Annotated in this window: 19 protein-coding genes; 11 read left to right on the plus strand and 8 right to left on the minus strand. The window is 45.9% G+C overall.

The features are described 5' to 3' along the window. Genes FNE76_RS00060 through tmk form a run of 11 tightly spaced genes read left to right on the plus strand, consistent with a single transcriptional unit; the run spans position 1 to position 10,645 of the window. Positions 1-546 carry a YigZ family protein gene (locus tag FNE76_RS00060; RefSeq protein WP_143928315.1) on the plus strand — a complete coding sequence of 182 codons (546 nt, stop codon included), beginning with the start codon at positions 1-3 and terminating at the stop codon, positions 544-546. Next, positions 547-987: a protoporphyrinogen oxidase HemJ gene (hemJ, locus tag FNE76_RS00065; RefSeq protein ID WP_120955765.1), complete on the plus strand. Its 441-nt coding sequence runs from the start codon at positions 547-549 to the stop codon at positions 985-987. Continuing rightward, the gene (locus FNE76_RS00070; RefSeq protein ID WP_185962938.1) at positions 987-1,745 is read left to right on the plus strand and encodes a ubiquinone/menaquinone biosynthesis methyltransferase; all 759 of its coding nucleotides are present in this window, start codon (positions 987-989) and stop codon (positions 1,743-1,745) included. Before hemJ ends, FNE76_RS00070 begins: the two co-directional genes overlap by 1 nt. Then, positions 1,745-2,560 (plus strand): carbon-nitrogen hydrolase family protein, encoded by an 816-nt coding sequence (locus FNE76_RS00075; RefSeq protein WP_120948156.1) that lies wholly within the window; start codon positions 1,745-1,747, stop codon positions 2,558-2,560. Before FNE76_RS00070 ends, FNE76_RS00075 begins: the two co-directional genes overlap by 1 nt. Further along, positions 2,553-3,803 carry a serine--tRNA ligase gene (gene serS / locus FNE76_RS00080; protein WP_120948157.1) on the plus strand — a complete coding sequence of 417 codons (1,251 nt, stop codon included), beginning with the start codon at positions 2,553-2,555 and terminating at the stop codon, positions 3,801-3,803. Before FNE76_RS00075 ends, serS begins: the two co-directional genes overlap by 8 nt. 9 nt (positions 3,804-3,812) lie before the next feature. Continuing rightward, complete coding sequence (locus tag FNE76_RS00085) at positions 3,813-6,308, plus strand: tetratricopeptide repeat protein (RefSeq protein ID WP_120948158.1); 2,496 nt, start codon at positions 3,813-3,815, stop codon at positions 6,306-6,308. Continuing rightward, on the plus strand, positions 6,305-8,362 hold the full coding sequence (locus FNE76_RS00090) for an ATP-dependent helicase (RefSeq protein WP_143928316.1): 2,058 nt from the start codon (positions 6,305-6,307) through the stop codon (positions 8,360-8,362). The genes FNE76_RS00085 and FNE76_RS00090 overlap by 4 nt, the downstream gene beginning before the upstream one ends. Next, the gene (gene flgA / locus FNE76_RS00095) at positions 8,355-9,023 is read left to right on the plus strand and encodes a flagellar basal body P-ring formation chaperone FlgA (protein WP_143928317.1); all 669 of its coding nucleotides are present in this window, start codon (positions 8,355-8,357) and stop codon (positions 9,021-9,023) included. Before FNE76_RS00090 ends, flgA begins: the two co-directional genes overlap by 8 nt. Continuing rightward, positions 9,020-9,580, plus strand: a complete 561-nt coding sequence (locus tag FNE76_RS00100; RefSeq protein ID WP_120948161.1) for a UbiX family flavin prenyltransferase — start codon at positions 9,020-9,022, stop codon at positions 9,578-9,580. Before flgA ends, FNE76_RS00100 begins: the two co-directional genes overlap by 4 nt. Beyond that, on the plus strand, positions 9,577-10,065 hold the full coding sequence (gene coaD / locus FNE76_RS00105; protein ID WP_120948162.1) for a pantetheine-phosphate adenylyltransferase: 489 nt from the start codon (positions 9,577-9,579) through the stop codon (positions 10,063-10,065). Before FNE76_RS00100 ends, coaD begins: the two co-directional genes overlap by 4 nt. Then, on the plus strand, positions 10,049-10,645 hold the full coding sequence (gene tmk, locus FNE76_RS00110) for a dTMP kinase (RefSeq protein WP_120948163.1): 597 nt from the start codon (positions 10,049-10,051) through the stop codon (positions 10,643-10,645). The genes coaD and tmk overlap by 17 nt, the downstream gene beginning before the upstream one ends. Here the strand turns inward: tmk and FNE76_RS00115 are convergent. From FNE76_RS00115 to FNE76_RS00150, 8 genes are all read right to left on the minus strand, one after another. Beyond that, the gene (locus FNE76_RS00115; protein WP_185962946.1) at positions 10,604-11,992 is read right to left on the minus strand and encodes an L-serine ammonia-lyase; all 1,389 of its coding nucleotides are present in this window, start codon (positions 11,990-11,992) and stop codon (positions 10,604-10,606) included. The two genes, tmk and FNE76_RS00115, sit on opposite strands and share 42 nt — an antisense overlap. Before the next feature lie 58 nt (positions 11,993-12,050). Then, positions 12,051-13,289: an aromatic amino acid transport family protein gene (locus FNE76_RS00120; protein WP_120948165.1), complete on the minus strand. Its 1,239-nt coding sequence runs from the start codon at positions 13,287-13,289 to the stop codon at positions 12,051-12,053. 123 nt (positions 13,290-13,412) lie between these two features. Continuing rightward, positions 13,413-14,552 (minus strand): dihydropteroate synthase, encoded by a 1,140-nt coding sequence (gene folP, locus FNE76_RS00125; RefSeq protein WP_120948166.1) that lies wholly within the window; start codon positions 14,550-14,552, stop codon positions 13,413-13,415. Then, a complete protein-coding gene (locus tag FNE76_RS00130) occupies positions 14,543-15,181 on the minus strand; it encodes a DNA polymerase III subunit delta' (RefSeq protein WP_120948167.1) in 639 nt (212 codons plus the stop codon). The genes folP and FNE76_RS00130 overlap by 10 nt, the downstream gene beginning before the upstream one ends. Further along, positions 15,178-15,705 carry a HobA family DNA replication regulator gene (locus FNE76_RS00135; RefSeq protein ID WP_120948168.1) on the minus strand — a complete coding sequence of 176 codons (528 nt, stop codon included), beginning with the start codon at positions 15,703-15,705 and terminating at the stop codon, positions 15,178-15,180. The genes FNE76_RS00130 and FNE76_RS00135 overlap by 4 nt, the downstream gene beginning before the upstream one ends. After that, positions 15,702-16,904 (minus strand): aspartate kinase, encoded by a 1,203-nt coding sequence (locus FNE76_RS00140; RefSeq protein WP_120948169.1) that lies wholly within the window; start codon positions 16,902-16,904, stop codon positions 15,702-15,704. The genes FNE76_RS00135 and FNE76_RS00140 overlap by 4 nt, the downstream gene beginning before the upstream one ends. Continuing rightward, on the minus strand, positions 16,905-17,375 hold the full coding sequence (locus tag FNE76_RS00145) for an RNA pyrophosphohydrolase (protein ID WP_120948170.1): 471 nt from the start codon (positions 17,373-17,375) through the stop codon (positions 16,905-16,907). Between the two features lie 86 nt (positions 17,376-17,461). Then, positions 17,462-17,764 (minus strand): c-type cytochrome, encoded by a 303-nt coding sequence (locus FNE76_RS00150; RefSeq protein WP_120948171.1) that lies wholly within the window; start codon positions 17,762-17,764, stop codon positions 17,462-17,464. Positions 17,765-17,783 lie beyond the last annotated feature (19 nt).

The following is a 17,783-nucleotide window of genomic DNA, read 5'->3' on the forward strand; positions in this document are numbered from 1 at the left end:
TTGCAATATGTAGATGTGGAAATACAATCCAAGCACCAAATTAAGGGCTCGGTATTTTTGGGCTTTTTAGTGCCCTATGCGCTTTTTGAAAGCACCCTAGAAAAGCTCAAAAAGGAGCACCACAAAGCTAGGCATATTGTCTATGCCTACCGCCACTTAGAACAAGGAAGTTTGCAAGAAGCCTTGCATGAAGATCGCGAGCCCAAAAATAGCGCGCGGGGGCTACTAGACATTTTGAGGCGTGGGGATTTAATTGAGAGTGCCATTATTGTAGTGCGTTACTTTGGGGGGGTGCTCTTGGGGGTGGGGGGGCTGATGAAAGCCTATAGCCAGAGTTTGCAACTCTGTTTGCAAAACGCATCTCCCAAGCCCTTTGAGCCCACACAAAGCGTGCGCCAGTGGGTGAGCTACCCTGTTTTGGAGGTTTTGAGCGCGCGGGCCAGAAAACATGGCGTGTTGCTTAAAAAGCAGAGTCTGGACAAAAAAGGGGCTTGGGTGTGTTTGCAGGCTAGCCCAGAACTTTTAGAAAAAGTATTAGGAGATTAGATGGATAACTTGTATGTGTGGCTTAAAATGGTGCATATTATAGGGGTGATCTCATGGATGGCAGCCCTGTTTTACTTACCTAGATTGTTGGTTTATCACCGCGAGTATAGCGATCGCGCTGAATTTGTCGCTGTGGTGCAAATCCAAGAGCAAAAGCTTTACTATTACATTGCCATGCCCGCTATGATTGTGAGCGTGTTGAGTGGGATTGCCCTGATTTGGGCTTTGGGCGGGTTGGCACTCTTTCACCATGGCTGGTTGCATGTCAAATTATTATTTGTGCTGATTTTGTTGCATTTCCATTTTATGTGTAAAAAGTTCATGCGTGAGTTGGGGCGTGATGGGCAGTATAAAAGCCCTAAATTTTTTCGGCTGATTAATGAAGTGCCCACTTTGTGCATGATTGTGATTGTCTTTTGCGTGGTGGGGAAATTCTTTTAATGTCTAGGATTGAAGAAAAACAACAAAAAATCATCTATATGTTTGATGCCATTGCCAAAACCTACGATACCACCAATCGGATTGTGAGTTTCAAGCAGGATCAACGCTGGCGTTTAGATGGAATCAGACGGGCTTTAAAATACATCCATGCCTTTAAGGGGGATTTACAAGATTTGAGGGTCGCCGATGTAGCTTGTGGGACGGCAGATATGCTCCTGCACATTCTAAAAGAAGTGGCGCGCTTGCAAGGGAGCGTGGCTAGCATTAGGGGGATTGACCCCTCTAGAGAAATGTTAGCCATTGCCAAAAGTAAGATTGAGGGCTTGGGCAAACAGAGGGCAGGAATTTATTTGGATTGCCTAGAGGCTAAGGATTTGAGCACCCTAGAGGATCAAAGCGTGGATTTTTTGAGTATCGCCTATGGCTTGCGCAACATCTTAGAACGTAAACTAGCCCTACAAGAGTTTAGCCGTGTACTCAAAAAAAAGGGGGTGTTGCTGGTTTTGGAGTTTATGCGTCAAGATCGCTCGGGTATTCTAGGATCGCTGGCACGCTTTTACACCGCTAAGATTTTACCCCTACTAGGCATGCTCATTAGCCGTAACTACCGTGCCTATGCCTATTTGCCCTCCTCCATTGATAATTTTATTAGCCCCTCTGAATTAGAGGAAGAATTGAGTTTGGTGGATTTGGAAGTGGTGGAAAAAACCCACTATGTTTATAATAGCGTATCGGGTATTTTGGCGGTGAAATTCTAATGCACTTGGTGATCTTGCAGATGGCGCGCTTTGATTTGGAGTTTGTGGGCAAGACTTTGGCTAAAATGCCCCCCCAAGCCCTAATCTTATTCCCCGAGTATGTGATCACCCCCTTTTTTTTGGAATTATTGGAAAGCGAAGCGCACACCATCCACCAGCATTCTCAAGCGCGCCTAGAACAGCTCCAAGAACTCGCTACCAAGCACCAACAGCACCTGATCGCCCCCTTGATCTTGCAAGAATCCAGCGGGCTTATCAAACAAATGGCATGGGTATCCCCCTCACAAACCCAGTTTTATCCCCAACAAAAACTCATCCATTTTAGCCACTGGGACGAAGAAGCCTTTTTTGCCAACCCCAAGACAAAGGGGCGCGCTCCCTTGATTGTGGAACTTGAAGATCTGCGTATCGCCCCGCTTTTTGGCTATGAGTTGCATTTTGATAGCATTTGGTTGGATATGCACCAAAAAGGCGTAGATATTGTCTTACTCAGCACCGCTAGCACTTTTGAATCCTCTGAGAGATGGCGTATGCTCTGCCAAGCGCGTGCCTTTTGTAATTCCATGCTCATCGCGCGTGCCAATCGGATCGGATCGGTGCGCCAAGGCTACTACCCTAAGCATAGCTCCCAAAAACACAATATCGCTTGGAATTTCTATGGCGATAGCTTTATGGCTCTGCCCAATGGGCAAATTGGGGATAGTTTGCGTGGCGATCTGGGCGTGTTGCACCTAGAGGTATCTAAAGATTACCTAGATGCGTGGGCACAAGAATGGGGTTTTAGAAAACCCAACACCAGGAGAGAACATGATTGATAAAAAATTGTTATTGCAAGACTTTGAGGGTTTGTGTGCCAATTTAACTAAACGCTTTTTAGACCCCCAAATTTTAGAGGATTTAAAAACCCTCTTATTGGCGTACAAGGCCCAAAAACTGACCCTAGAGCAAGCCCAAGAGTTCCAAAACAAGACCTCCAAACTCTTTTTTAGTAAGCAAAAAGAAAATAGCCCCGATTTAGGCACGCTCAAAGCCTCTCTAGAGGATAATAAAAACAAGATCAACACCCTCCAAGAACAAGTCAATGCCCTAGAACAACAACTAGACACTCTCTTACACACCATCCCTAATTTGTTAGACCCCGCAACACCCTTTGGCAAAGATGAAACGCAAAATGTAGAGATCGGAAAAATTTTAACCCCTAAAACCTTTGATTTTGCGCCCAAAGAGCACCACGAGTTAGCCCAAAACAATGGCTGGATTGAGTTTGAACGGGGCGTGAAACTTGCCAAAAGCCGGTTTAGTGTGTTGCGCAAGGAGGGCGCGCGCCTCAATCGGGCTTTAATTAATTTTATGCTCGATTACAACGCTTCCCAAGGTTTTGAGATTGTATCGGTGCCGGTCGTGGTGAATAATACCACCCTTTTTGGCACGGGGCAACTCCCCAAATTTAAAGAGGATTTGTTTAAAATAGAGGGCGAGGAGCTGTATTTGATCCCCACCTCTGAGGTGAGTTTAACCAATCTCTATGCTGATGAGATTTTAGCCGCTGAGGAGTTGCCTATTTTAATGACCACCTACACGCCTTGCTTTAGAAAAGAGGCGGGGAGTGCCTCCAAAGACACGCATGGGATCATCCGCCAGCACCAATTTGATAAAGTCGAATTGGTCGCACTCACCCGCCCCAAAGAGAGCGAGGCTATGCAAGCTAAAATGGTGCAAACGGCTAGCGGGATTTTAAAAGCCCTCGAGTTGCCCCACCGCTTGGTGCAACTTTGTAGTGGGGACATTGGTTTTAGTGCCAGCAACACCATAGACATTGAAGTTTGGTTACCCGGGCAAAATTGCTACCGCGAGATCAGCTCCATTTCTAATACCCGCGATTTTCAAGCGCGCCGTGCCAAAATCCGTTACAAGGAAAACAAAAAGAATGCCTTTGTGCATACCCTAAATGGCTCCTCTTTAGCGGTGGGGCGCACTTTGGTGGCAATCATGGAAAATTACCAAGACCAAGAGGGGCGTATTGCCATCCCCAAAGCCCTCAAACCTTACTTGCAATAAGGCTGGCATATGGATCAAACCCCACCTGAACAAACCCCACCTGAGCCAACTTCTCCTACCAAGCCCGGCCTAGTAGCGCGGCTACAAAATCTCAAGGGTTTATTTAGTTCTAATCCTGTACCCAGATTAAAAGAAGCCTTGCTAGAGAATTGGACAAATCTCAAAAGTCGCCCCAGACTCTACATTTCTGTTTTGGGTGGCATCGGGTTTTTGTTTTTGCTCATCATGGCACTTGTGGCGTTCAGTGTTATCCACCACAGAAACGAGCGTGCTGAAAAAATGGAGGAGGCGAGCAAATCAGCACCCCTAGAGAGATTGACCAAAATCGAACAAAATGAAGATTTTGTGTTAGAAAATCTCCCCACCCCCAAGGCAAGTGCCTCCAGAATCCCTTTGAGCAATGAAGAAAAGATCAATGAGCTGATTAAAAAGGCGGACTTGCTCTACAATCAAGGGCAAGTAGAGGAATCCTTGCAAATCTTCCACTACATCGCCCAAATGTCCTCCAGTATTGCCAACCACAACTTGGGCGTAATCCAAATGCGCCAGCAAAATTATACAGAGGCTTTACGCTCCTTTGATCGTGCCATTGCAGCCAAAAAAAATACCAGTGTGAGTTCCATTGATGCGATGGTGGCTGCTTTTTATCTGAACAACATGGACCTTTATACCCGCTATCTCAAACTCACCATGCAAAATCTCCACCAGCTAGAAAAACAACCCATCTACTCCTATGTTTATGCGCTAGGGCTTTACTATGGTGGGCACTACTTTGAAGCCCTAAGTGCACTAACTAACCCCAATTCGGATTTATTTAGAGATGCTAGAGAACGGCTAAGTGCCAAGATGTTTTTACTCTTTGGCGATGCAGATCGCGCCATCTATCATTTAGAGCCCATTGCCAATGCCAAAGACTTTAAATCTTTGGGGTTGCTCTATGCACGCACGGGGAATTACTCCCAAGCCCTAGAGTATTTGCACCGCTATAATAGTAATTACCCCCAAGATATGGAAGCCTTGTTGGCCATGCAGATCATTGCGCTTAAAATTGGGGATTTACCTGTAGCCAGTAGCATGTTAGATTTGTTGCTCCATGGAATCAAAAAAGACAGGCAAAAAGAAAAAATCTTGAGTGATACCTACCCCATAGAGCCTATTTTGAACCCACATTTTTTTGACATCAACATGATTAGACGCGACTTTTGGCAGACTAATTTTAGGGGGAGTATTGGTTTGCCCGTGGTGCATATTTTGTTTTACTATGCGCCCTTCAAGCTAGTCGAATCCAAAAAGGCTTTGGGATCGATTCAAGAGGGAGTCTTTTTTGTGGATACCACAGGCAAGCAAGATTTTGATAAGGCGATTACACTATTGCAAAAGGGCAAGAATATTGGGATAGCCGATCAACACACCATCAATGGTCTTAGAAACTTGAGTAAATGGCATTTGCGCGCCGCTCTTCATGATTTTAAACAAGCCTTAGAAGCCAATCCTAATAGTGCCACTAGTCACTACAATATTGGGCTTATCTACGCCCAACTAGAAGATTATCATAATGCGAGCTTCCACTTTAAAAAAGCCTATTACCTAGATAATGCTAATGTCTTGGGGGGGATTTTTGCCGTCTTGGCAGCCAAGCTTGCCTATGAAGATCCAGCTGTCTTTTTGCAACAACTCACCAAAGACTTCCAAACCCTCAATTTTCACGACTCGATCCAACACGATTTTTTAAGCTCCTTTATTGGGTATTTAAATGGGGTGAATAACGATGATCTCTCTTGGATCAGCAAGGCGCATAAGCCCATGCCCATTTACTATGCGCTCAACATTGCTTATGCCAACAAGGCACAAGACAAGCAACGCCTAGTGGATAGTTTTGTAGCCCTTAAAAAAATGTACCCTAATAATATGCTCACCAATATTTTTTATGAAATGATGCTCAAATACCGCGCAGATATCAAACAAATGTTAGGGGTCTATGCTTTCTTAACAAGCAAAAAAGTCAATTTAGAAGAACTCTTCCATGGCCCTTTATTGGCGCGCAAAATGTTTATTTACATGGGCTTTATCACGGGGCTTTTAAGCTATGAGGAGGATTTATTGACTGCCCGCTTGAGCGTCTCTCAAGATCAGAATTTGAGCATAGATTTGATGCGCATGTTAGCCCTGACGAGTATTTTCCAAAAGAAATACCAAAAGGCAGCTAGTATTTTGAATTATTTAATCGATAGTCTGGATGAAAAGAGCGTAGAACCCCTAGCTTTAGCCAGCTTGGCAAATATGGCTTTGGGGCGTTTTGGCGATGCCGCGCTGTATTTGGAGCTTGCCAAAACCAAGTATCCCGGGAATTATGATGTGCGCTATGGTTTGGGCTTGCTCTACCAGCGCGCCGGGAATTTAGAAGCCAGTTTGAATAGCTTTAGAGGCATTAAAAGCCCCAATTTCCACTCTCTCTATTTTGATTTCCAAATCAAAGCCCCCACCAATCAAGAGGATTTCCCATGAGTATTAAAAACTTGCTAGCCGATTTGAACCCCGAGCAAAAAAAAGCGGTGTTGCATGTGGAGGGTCCACTCTTAGTGCTAGCTGGTGCAGGTAGTGGCAAGACCAAAACCTTGACCACGCGCCTAACTTATTTGTTAGCCAAAGTGGGGATTCCCGCACAAAATACACTCACTTTAACCTTCACCAATAAAGCCGCACGGGAGATGTATCAACGGGCGATGTCCATGTTGCAAACCTGCCAGATCAAAACCTCTCAGCCCATGCTTTGCACTTTCCATCGGTTTGGACTCTTGTTTTTAAAACAGCACATGCACTTGTTAAATCGCGAGGCTAATTTTAAGATCATCAAACCTGAAGAGGCTCTTAGCTTGGTTAGACCCCAATTTTTACAGCTTAAAGGCAACTCTAAATTAGAGGATCGTGCCTTTTTGGGGCATTTGCTTAAAATGATCTTCCAGATCAAAAACCACCTCATTGCTTTGCAGGATTGCTACTCGCATGTCCAATCTGCCTTTGAGATTTATACACAGACCCTAGAAAAAGAAAATTGGGTCGATTTTGATGACCTACTAGCCCTGCCCTATGCCATCTTGCAACACACGCCCAGTCTAGCTTATGAAGTGAGCCAGCACTACCAACATCTCATGGTAGATGAATACCAAGACACCAATCCCCTACAATTTAAGTTACTCCAGTTACTCTGCAGTGCGCACGATAATTTATGTGTGGTGGGCGATGATGATCAAAGCATCTATGGCTTTAGAGGGGCAGATATTAGCAATATCTTAAACTTCCCCGATCACTTTAAGAGCGCACGCGTGATCAAGCTAGAGCAAAATTACCGCTCCTCTAAAAGCATTCTAGCCTGTGCTAATGAGCTCATCGGGCATAACCAGCACCGGCATGGCAAGACTCTTTTTAGCCACAAGCGCAAGAACAAACACCAGCATTTAGAAGTCCTGTGTTTTAGCGATGCTAGCAAAGAAAATGATTTTATCACGCAAAAAGTGCTGGAGTGTCTCCAAAGGGGCGTGCCCCATAGCGAGATTGCCATTCTCTACCGCCTCAACTATTTAGCCAAGAGTGTTGAAGAGGGTTTAAAGTTTGCCCGTATCCCTTACCAGATTATTGGCACTACGGGCTTTTATGAGTGCGCTGAGATTAAAGACATACTGGCTTACTTGCGCGCCATTGCCAATCCCCATGACGATGCCAGCGTGTTGCGAATCATCAATAAGCCTGCTAGAGGGATCAGCAAGGATAGTGTGGAGATATTGATTGGCACCACCAAACCACAGAGTCTATCCATCTACCAAGCCCTAGAACAAGGGTTTTTAGTCCATGCCCTCTCTAGCAAGGTGCTTAAAGCCGTGAAAAACTTCTACCAGTTGCTCCTGGATTTAAAGACCCAAGTTCAGAGCATCCAAACCTATGCAGATGCCCAAGTATTTGCCACCACCCTTTTTAAACGCACCCAAATTCAAAGCACTTTAAAAGACAATATAGAGGAACGCCTAGAAAATCTAGAGGAATTTAAGGGCATGTTACTCTCTTACTTCCAAGATGATCCCAAGCCCAGTTTGCAAGATTTTTTAGATCAAAGCATTTTGGAAGCCCCCACCCCCACCAACCAAGAGGCAATCAAGTGCATGAGCGTGCATGCCTCTAAGGGCCTGGAGTTCCGTGTCGTCTTTATTGTGGGCTTTGAGGAAAGGTTTTTCCCCTATGCTAATGCCAACTTAGAAGAGGAGCGGCGTTTAGGCTATGTGGCGATTACACGCGCTAAAGAGGAGCTGTATATTTGTTGCGTGCAGGAGCGTGTGTATTTTGGGCAGATACACGAATACCTCAAACCCTCTTGTTTCTTACAAGAGGCTAAGTTACTAACATCCCCACAATGGCAAGTGGGCGATCGGGTCTTCCACCCGCATTTTGGGGTGGGGTCTATCCAAGAAATCGTACGCGAGCAAGAACAAGTTTTGGTGCGCTTTGGTTCTAAAGACTATTGGTTGGTGCTCTCTATCTTAGAAAAAGCCGAGGATGACCATGTTTAAAAAATTTTTTGCGTTTCTTTATTTGGTTACTATTCTTGGCGCGCAAGAAAACCCTCTAGAGGCTATCAAACAAGAGATCAGCCAAGCTTACAGCCAGTTTTACCACAATTACACCTTTAGCGTGCGGGGCGTGGAGGCGCAAATAGCAGGTGGGAATATCGCCGATCTTACAAATCCAGAACCCGTAATCAACTGGCGTAACCAGCAATTTTTGCGTAAAGATGGCTTGGTGAGCGTGGGGCAGAGGGGGCATCAGGTGTGGATCAAATACCAAGTTTTAGCCGACATCCAAGTCTATAAGAGCAAAACCATGCTCAAAAAAGATCAAAACCTAGATGCAACTAACACTTACGCTAAAAGCGTGCCTTTTGAATATTTTAATGCCCTGCCCATTGATCGCTCTTATATTGGTAATGCTAGTGCGCGTAGTTTTTTAGGGGCTAATACCACGTTGAGCGTGGATAAAGTGGGACCACGCATTTTAATCTACAAACATGAAATCTTTAGCGCGACCCTCAAAGAGGGACCCATTTCCTTAGAAACCTCCTTGCAAGCCCTAGAAAATGGTGTGTTAAATCAAGTGATCCAAGCCTTGAATATCCGCAGTAAAAGAGTGGTGCAGGTTAAGATTACGGGCTTATTAAAAGGAGAAGTGTTGTGAAGTTGGCTGTGGGTATTAGTGGGGCTAGCGGGGTAGAATTGGCTCTGCGTTTTATGGAGAATCTACCCGCTTGCATAGAAGTTTTTGTGATTTTAAGCCCCCATGCCAAACAGGTCGCGCGCCAAGAAATGGGCTTGGATTTAAAGCAAGCCCTTTTGGACTTGCCAAGAGTGCCTCGTATTTTCCAGCACCACCAAATTGACGCGCCCCTAGCCTCAGGCAGTTTTGGCTTGCATGCTTTAGCCATTATCCCGGCTAGTTTGAATATCATTGCCAAGATCGCGCATGGCATTTGTGATGACCTACTAAGCCGTTGTGCGGCTGTGGTGCTCAAGGAGCAACAAAAACTTTTGTTAGCCCCTAGGGAATTGCCTCTAAATAGCATCGCTCTTAATAATTTATTGATCCTAGCCAAAGAGCGCGCCATCATCGCCCCACCCATGCTGACCTACTATACCAAGCCCAAGGATTTAAAAAGCATGGAGTTGTTTTTGGTGGGTAAGTGGCTCGATGCGCTGGGCATTGCCAACGATCTTTATAGCAGGTGGGGCGGGTGAAGTTAGCCATTTATCCGGGCACCTTTGATCCGATCACTAACGGGCACTTAGACATTATCCAAAGGAGTAGCGATCTTTTTGAGCGCGTGATCGTAGCGGTGGCTAAGTCGCGTGCCAAAAACCCCATGTTTGCGCTAGCCGATCGCTTGCAAATGGTGCAACTAGCCACCATGCCTTTAAAAAACGTGGCATGTGTGGCTTTTGAGGGGCTCTTGGCTAATTTGGCTAAAGAGCATGGCTGTAAATTTATCATCAGGGGGCTTAGGGCGCTGAGTGATTTTGAATTTGAATTCCAAATGGGCTATGCCAACAAGTCTTTAAACCCCAATTTGGAGACTCTCTATTTTATGCCGGCTTTGCAAAATGCCTTTATTAGTTCCTCTGTGGTGCGCAGTATCCTAACCCACCATGGACAAATCCAGCACCTCGTGCCCCCCAGCGTGCTTGGTTTTATTTTGGAAAAATGCCATGTTGATTGCACTTGAAGGCGTGGATGCTAGCGGAAAAAGCACGCAAATAGCACTCCTCAAGCAACAATTCCCAAGTGCCCTTTTTACCAAAGAGCCGGGAGGAACGCCCTTAGGGCAGGCTCTAAGAGAAATGCTTTTGCACCAAGCTCTCCCGCCACAAACCCAATTCCTATTATTTTTAGCCGATCGGGCTTTGCATGTGGAACAAGTGCTCAAACCAAACGCCCACCAGCTCATTTTTAGCGATCGCTCTCTCATCTCAGGACTAGCTTATGCCCCCTATAGCTTAGAACACGCCCTAGAGTTGCACCGCCAACACGGGTTATTAGAGATTGTGCCCGACATGGTTTTTTTCTTGCGCTTGGATCACGCCACTCTAGAGCAGAGATGGCAAGCTAAAATGCAGAACATGGATACAATCGAAGCCTTGGGGGTGGAATTTTTAGAGCGCACCCAAGATCGCTTGGAGAGGGCATGCCAAATCTTGGGGTTAAAAACCCATGTCATTGATGGGGCACAGAGCCCCCAGCACATCTCTAGCCAAATATCAAAATTAACATCTAGGGATATGCACATTCAACGCCAAACCTCCTAAGGAAGTTTCGCGGTATTTGACATCAATGGATTTGCCCACTTGATACATGGTTAAGATCACCTCATCTAGGCTGACCTTAGCTTGGTAGCCATCCTCAAGAGCTAGGCGCGCGGATGCGACTGCTTTGATGGAGCCCACCACATTACGCTCAATACAAGGGATTTGTACCAATCCCCCCACCGGATCACAGGTCAAGCCCAAATGGTGTTCCATAGCAATCTCGGCTGCGCTTAAAACTTGGCGCACACTGCCACCCAGCACAAAGGCAAACCCGGCAGCTGCCATTGAAGAAGCCGCCCCCACCTCTGCTTGGCACCCTGCCTCTGCCCCACTGATCGACCCATTTTTTTTATATAAATAACCAATGGCACTGCATGTGAGCAAGAAATCCACGATTGCCTCTGGGCTTAGGGGCTTGATATGGTTTTGGCAATAGAGCAACACGGCTGGGACAACCCCACAAGCCCCATTGGTGGGTGCGGTTACAACCTTGTTTCCGCTGGCATTCTCTTCGCTCACCGCACGCGCATATAGGGTGATGTAATCCACTAAAGCTAGCGGGTCTTTGCCCTCTTGAGGGTTTTTGGCCAAGCGTTCTTGGATGGAGGGGGCGAGGCGATCCATGCCAATACAGCCCGGCAGGCGTTTCTCTTGGGCTTGGATGCCATGTTTGTAGCACGCCAACATTGCTTGATAAACTTCCAAGCAATACGAATCAGCATACCCCTCTCCAAATAGCGCATTTTCATGTTGGCGCACAATGTTAGCGATCGAGGTTTGTTGCTCTTGGCACATTTGAGCCAACTCTTTGGCACTATCAAAATCAAAGGGGGTGTACTTGCTGGGCGTGGTGCTGGATTTCTTGGCTTGTAATTCTTCTTGGGTGTAGATGAACCCCCCACCGGTAGAATAATAAACCTCTTGAATCAAAATCTCGTCTTGATGATCCCATGCCTGCACCACCATGCCATTTTCATGCAAATTTAGTGCTTGCGAATCAAAGATAATATCTTGTTGCAAGTCAAAGGGTAATTCCTTGGTTTGGGCAAATAAAATGCGTTTTTCTTGGATTACTTTTTGGATAATCGCCTGCCTTTGCTCTACGCTCACTTCCCTAGCACTAATCCCACTCAAACCCACCACGCATGCTAAATCTGTCAAATGCCCCTTACCCGTTAGGGCTAAAGAGCCATGCAAGATCACACACACCCGCGCCATTTGTTCCAAGAGCCCTTGATGATAAACAAGCCCACAAAAACGCACACAGGCATCCATAGGACCGATGGTGTGCGAGGAACTAGGTCCAATGCCAATTTTAAAAATCGCACTCATAGATTGGCTATAAATTTCTTGTTGGGTTTTAGGAATTTGTGTCATTAGTTTTCCTTGCTCATTTTGATCGATCTTACAAAAACCCTACAATAGCATTCAAAACGGTGAGCACACCGGTTAAGAAAATAAACCCATCTGCCCAAGGGCTCCTAAACTCTTTCATGGAGGGCAATAAATACATCGCCACAATGGGCAAAATAAAAGTGATCGTGGCTAGAGCTGGTCCGCCCAAACTTTCAATAAAGCCCAAGATACTTGGGTTGTAATAGGAGACAGCGATGATGCTGATCCACAAAAAGAGCGTGATCCAAACATCAATTTGTTTATGCCTCTTGGTGTTGAGCTTATCCTTAGTGAAAATTTGCACCACCAAGCCCTTTAAGCCTTCTTTAGCCCCATAATAATGCCCAAAAAAGGAGGTGGTGATCGCTAAAAAAGCTACAAGGGGACCGGCGTAGCCAATAATGGGGCTACCTAGAGTGTTAGCAAAATAGCTTAAGATGGGGATATTTTGTTCTCTAGCCTTATCAAAGTCGCTAGGCTCTAGGCACAAAATACAAGAAAAAACAAAAAACATCACGAAAAAGAGGAGCAAAGAAGTGTTGAGCAATTCGATTTGGTTGGTTTTAAAATGTTTGAGCGCGCCATAACGCTTTTCGATGGCTTGGGCAAATGTGGAGATGATCGCGCTATGGTTAAAAGAAAAAACGAGCACGGGCAAGGTGAACCAAAGTGCGGCAAAGAAACCCGCAAAAGTGGGGATTTCTGTAATCATAGCGGTCTTCCAGTAAGGAATCAAATAAAGTGAAAAGACTAGTAAGATCAAGGCTAGAGGATAGACCAAAGCATTAGCGATTCGCGTAACCACCGTGGTGTTAAAGATCATCACAAAAATCATGCCCGTAATCAAATGTTCAGCCAAAAAAAAGCGGTTGTGTTCAAAATAATGCAAGCCTAATTGGTGCACAAAAAAGGACTCGGCGGTGTTGGTGATCCCCACACCATAAGCCAGGCAAATGGGGTAGAGCGCAAACACATACATGAGGGTGATCACAAAGCCCGCCTTTCTGCCCAAGCGGGTAGCAGCATGGGTGATATCCTCATTGCCTATCGCATTCACAAAGCGCGCCAACGCCCGATGGCTAAGCCAAGTCATTGGAAAGCTCAAGATTGCCATCACCACCACAGGCCAAAAGCCATGTGTGCCCGCTTTAATGGGTAGAAACAAAATCCCCGCTCCAATGGCGGTGCCAAACATCGACCACATCCAGCGGATGTCAAAGAGATTGAGCTTGTGGTGCTGGTGTTCCATAACAAGATTCCTTTAAAAAATGAAAGAGACTCTTGTATGCTAACTAAAATTATTTAATTACTTTGTGAATTGCTCTTTGGACTGGAGAATCGGGGCTTGGATGTTTAGTATTGTAACTGAAGTTTAGGGCACTTGGGCTAGGGCTTGGTGGATTTTTATCATGTCTTGGTGGGGGGCAATGTCATGCACACGCAAAATGCTAGCCCCATGCTGGAGAGCAACAAGGTGCAGGGCTAGAGTGCCGGCTAGGCGATCTTCAACCTCCCGCCCACACACCTCCCCAATGCATTTTTTACGGCTAGCCCCAATGAGCAAGGGATAGCCAAAGTGTAAAAAATGCTCCAAATGCTGGATGAGGGCGAGATTTTCTGGAGTGTTTTTATGAAAGCCCAAGCCCACATCTAAGATAATATCCTCTATGCCATGTTCTAGCAAAAGAGCGATTTGGGTTTCAAAAAAAACTTCTATCTCAGCGATTAGATGGGTGTTTTGATCAAAGCGTGCCATGTCCATCGGCACGCCTTGAGAGTGCATGATAATGGCTCGGGCCTTGTAGGTTTGTGCTAACTTACGCATTTCTTGATCTCTAAAGCCATTGACATCATTGAGCACGCTAAAGCCATGTTCGAGCGCAAAGGCAGCACTTTGGGGGTTATAAGTGTCAATGCTAAATTTAGCTTGTGGGTAAAGCTTTTGATTTTTGATCTCTAGGCACACCTCTTTTAAACGCGCGATTTCCTCTTGAGAATCAATGCGTGCACTAAAGGGTCTAGAACTAGCTGCCCCAATGTCAATGTATTCTACGCCTTGCTCCAAATACAGCTGGATTTTTTCTAGGGCTTGCTTGGTGTTGTGGCGGCTATGGGGGTAAAAACTATCAGGGGTGAGATTGATCACGCCCATCAGTGTCGGTTTGGGGCGGGTGGGGTGTAGGTGGCTTTGTAAATTCTTGGCTAGTTTTTTAAGCCCAAAATCTTGGGTTTGGCACTTTTGGCATAATTTTTGGAGCTGATCCAAAGTGCCGACCAACAAACAATCATAGGTTTTGGCACGGGCCAAAATGCAATCTTTGGGGGTGGCAAGCTCTGCACCCACACGCAAAGCCTCTTGTTTTAAAATGAGTGTTGCGCTTAAAGGGAGGGCGGTGATTTTAAAGGCTAAAAGTTGCGCCTTTTTTGCCATGATTTTTTGCCCGGCTGGGTGGGGGGCGATGCGCTCTAGGGCTAGGGGAAAACTTGTGGGGTGGATGCGTTCTAAAAACATGGATTGTCTCTAGCTTGGAGCACCATTAATAATAGAGGCAAGAGATTATGACTAGGGCGCATGTAGAGCAAGTTAGCTTGCATAGCTTGCTGGAAATGATCTAACATAGATGCCTCTAGGGGGATTTTTGCCTCTTGCAGAGCATATAAAAGAGATTGGATTAATTGTGCGCCTTGCTCAATACTTAGGCTTCGCCCCTCTAACTCTTTGAGGTAGGCATAAATATCTTGGAGCGTGCAAGTGGCTAGGTTGAGCTTAAAGGGTTCTTTGGTAATCTGTGTGCGCTTATCTTGACAGATTAAGCGCGAGAGCATGGTGGGCAACAGCGCATGTTTGTGCTTGGCGATCACAATAAAACGGGTGTTGGCTGGGGGTTCCTCTAAGATTTTGAGCAGGGCATTTTGGGCAAAGATATTAAAATGGTGTGCAGCGATGATAAAGATTTTGGGTCCAGCATAACTTAAAACACAGCGATTCTTGATTTCTTGGGCATGCTCTATTTTAAGCTCCTCTTCTGCCACCATATCAATCAGAGGGCGCATGCCTTGTAATTCCTCTTGTAGTCTCTCTTGGCAGTGCAGGGCCTCTTGGTGGGGTGTGTGGCTTAAAATCAGCATGCTAGTCTTCAAAGTTCTAGCCTCCCGAGTAAAACATCAAATAAGAGGTTTTCGAAAATTTGGTAGAGTTGGAGCAATTTGAAATCCAGCATGGGATCAAGGGAGTGCAAACTGATGGCTTCTTTATGGGGGGTGTCTAAAATCCACAAAAAGTGCTGATCTAGACTTAAGGCGAGCTGGGCTAGGGGCGTGTGGGCTAGACCCACATACCAGAGGGCGCAACTTTGGTAGCTCAAATTGAGCATGTGGGCGATAAGAGCTAGAGAGGAATCGTCCTTGGTGTTTAAAAAGCCCTCAAAAGCACTGGGGGTATCAAAAATGGGGACAAGGGGGCGCAATTTGTGGCGGTTAAGATGGCTTAACACATAAATTTTAAACCATGTGCGCTCCAAGTCCGCACCGATGAGCAAACACCCCCCCTGTGCTAAGTGCTGGGTTGTAGCAACAAAGCGGGTCCAATCTACACGCTCCAACCAGTCCAGCGGATAGCTAAGATCGTTTTTAGTTTTTTGGAGCCACTTGGCAAACGCAATCACAATTCTAATTTGAAAGCGGCATGCAAGGTTTTAAGCGCGAGTTCAGCCAACCCAACATCCACCACCACTGAGATTTTGATCTCGCTGGTGCTGATCATCAAAATATTGATATTTTCTCTAGCGAGGGCTTTAAACGCTGCACTGGCAATACCAGAATGGGAGCGCATGCCCACCCCTACCACAGAAACCTTAGCCACTTGGCGATCGCACTCCACTGAGCCAATATCACGCACATTTTTGAGCACCTGCTGGCAAACTTCTAAATCCTCTTCAGGGAGCGTAAAATTGATATTGGTTTTACCATTTTTGCCAATGGTTTGCACGATCATATCAATGTTGAGGTTAGCCTCTGCCAAGAGTCCAAAAATTTCGCCGGCTATGCCCGGATAATCGCATGCATCAATGATATTCACGCGGGCTTGGTTTTTATCTAGGGCAATGCCACTCACAATGGGTTTTTCCAAAATTTGCTCCTCAGAAGTGATGCGCGTGCCTTCATTGTGGCTAAAAGAGTTACGCGTAATCAGGGGGATATTGTATTTTTTAGCCAACTCCACAGAGCGGTTAAAAAGCACCTTAGCCCCCATAGAGGCTAACTCTAGCATTTCATCGTAACTAATTTCATCAATTTTTCTAGCCTCTGGCACCAAGCGTGGGTCGGTGGTGTAAATCCCATCCACATCGGTATAAATCTCGCACAAATGTGCCCGCAAGGCCCCAGCCAACGCCACCGCACTCAAATCGCTCCCCCCACGCCCCAAAGTGGTGATTTCTCCATTGGCACTCACCCCTTGAAACCCCGCAACAACCACCACAAAATTTTGTGCCAAGAGGTCTTTAATCTTGGTCGGGTCGATTTGTAAGATTTGCGCGCGGGTGTAGTGGGCGTCTGTTACAATCCCCGCTTCTCTCCCGCTTAAAGAGCATGCTTTTTGCCCCAAGGATTCTAGGGCGATGGCTAGCAAAGCACTAGCGATACTCTCGCCACTACTGAGCAAGCGATCCAACTCGCGTCGATTGGGCTTGTTAGAAAAATGGTGCGCTAAATCTAAAAACTCATCGGTACTATCCCCCATCGCTGAGACCACAACGACCATATCCTCAAAGATTTTTTTACTCTCTATGATACGTTGAGCCACCGCTTGAATGCGCACACACCCCCCCATGCTTGTCCCCCCAAATTTTTGCACGACCAGCACCTATAAATACCCCTCTCTTCTAAAATAGCCGATTACCTGCTTATAGACTTGGCGTTTGAAATGCACCACTTTGTGGAACAATTCATGAGGATTGACAAACTCATAGCGATCAAACTCGGGGACAGCTGTTTCAATATTAATGAGGGTATTATTTTTTAAACGCACCAAAAAATATTTCTGCTTTTGCCCATCAAAGGGATAAAGTTTCTTGGGCATGGTGGGCGGGAAGTCATAGGTGATCCATTTAGGATACTCGGCAATCACTTCCACCGCATCCGTGCCAATCTCCTCCAACAATTCCCGATACAGAGCCCTCAAGGGCGTTTCCCCTTGATCGATCCCGCCTTGTGGGAACTGCCATGCCCCTTGAATATCAATGCGCTGGGCAATAAAAAACTCACAATCCCTAGGATAGTGAGACGAAAGCACGACAGCGGCAACATTAGGGCGGTAACTTTTCTTAGTCTCCATGCGCTATCCTTTCTCTTTTGATAAGAGATTATTATAACACACGCAACTAAAACACGCTTAAAACCCCCCTCCACCCAATCCATCACCTACTTTTTAAGAGTGGGGATGTATTTAGCCAAAGCCTCAATGTCTGCATCGCTCAAATTTTTAGCTTGCCCGTGCATCACGCCACCCATGCCATAGCGGTTGAGCGAACCTGCTTTGTATGCCATTAGATCTTCTTTAATGGTGGCACTATCTAGGGTATTGACCACATGCCCTTTACCAAAGGCTTTTTTATCCATCGCAGGTCCGTGACACCCCGCACATTTCTTGACCAACATAGCTGGATCGGCTGCACTCAAAAGTCCCATACCAGCCACAACACCCAATAAAACAATCTTTTTCATCACGCATCCTTTATCTGTT

The sequence above is a fragment of the Helicobacter mehlei genome, from assembly GCF_007280785.1.
GTDB classification, from domain to species: Bacteria; Campylobacterota; Campylobacteria; order Campylobacterales; family Helicobacteraceae; genus Helicobacter; species Helicobacter mehlei.

Bases quoted from the DNA above. Each gene is read 5' to 3' on its own strand.
- hemJ (WP_120955765.1), top strand. From the start codon at position 547: ATGGATAACTTGTATGTGTGGCTTAAAATGGTGCATATTATAGGGGTG.
- FNE76_RS00070 (WP_185962938.1), top strand. From the start codon at position 987: ATGTCTAGGATTGAAGAAAAACAACAAAAAATCATCTATATGTTTGAT.
- FNE76_RS00075 (WP_120948156.1), top strand. From the start codon at position 1,745: ATGCACTTGGTGATCTTGCAGATGGCGCGCTTTGATTTGGAGTTTGTG.
- serS (WP_120948157.1), top strand. From the start codon at position 2,553: ATGATTGATAAAAAATTGTTATTGCAAGACTTTGAGGGTTTGTGTGCC.
- FNE76_RS00085 (WP_120948158.1), top strand. From the start codon at position 3,813: ATGGATCAAACCCCACCTGAACAAACCCCACCTGAGCCAACTTCTCCT.
- FNE76_RS00090 (WP_143928316.1), top strand. From the start codon at position 6,305: ATGAGTATTAAAAACTTGCTAGCCGATTTGAACCCCGAGCAAAAAAAA.
- flgA (WP_143928317.1), top strand. From the start codon at position 8,355: ATGTTTAAAAAATTTTTTGCGTTTCTTTATTTGGTTACTATTCTTGGC.
- tmk (WP_120948163.1), top strand. From the start codon at position 10,049: ATGTTGATTGCACTTGAAGGCGTGGATGCTAGCGGAAAAAGCACGCAA.
- FNE76_RS00120 (WP_120948165.1), bottom strand. From the start codon at position 13,289: ATGGAACACCAGCACCACAAGCTCAATCTCTTTGACATCCGCTGGATG.
- folP (WP_120948166.1), bottom strand. From the start codon at position 14,552: ATGTTTTTAGAACGCATCCACCCCACAAGTTTTCCCCTAGCCCTAGAG.
- FNE76_RS00145 (WP_120948170.1), bottom strand. From the start codon at position 17,375: ATGGAGACTAAGAAAAGTTACCGCCCTAATGTTGCCGCTGTCGTGCTT.
- FNE76_RS00150 (WP_120948171.1), bottom strand. From the start codon at position 17,764: ATGAAAAAGATTGTTTTATTGGGTGTTGTGGCTGGTATGGGACTTTTG.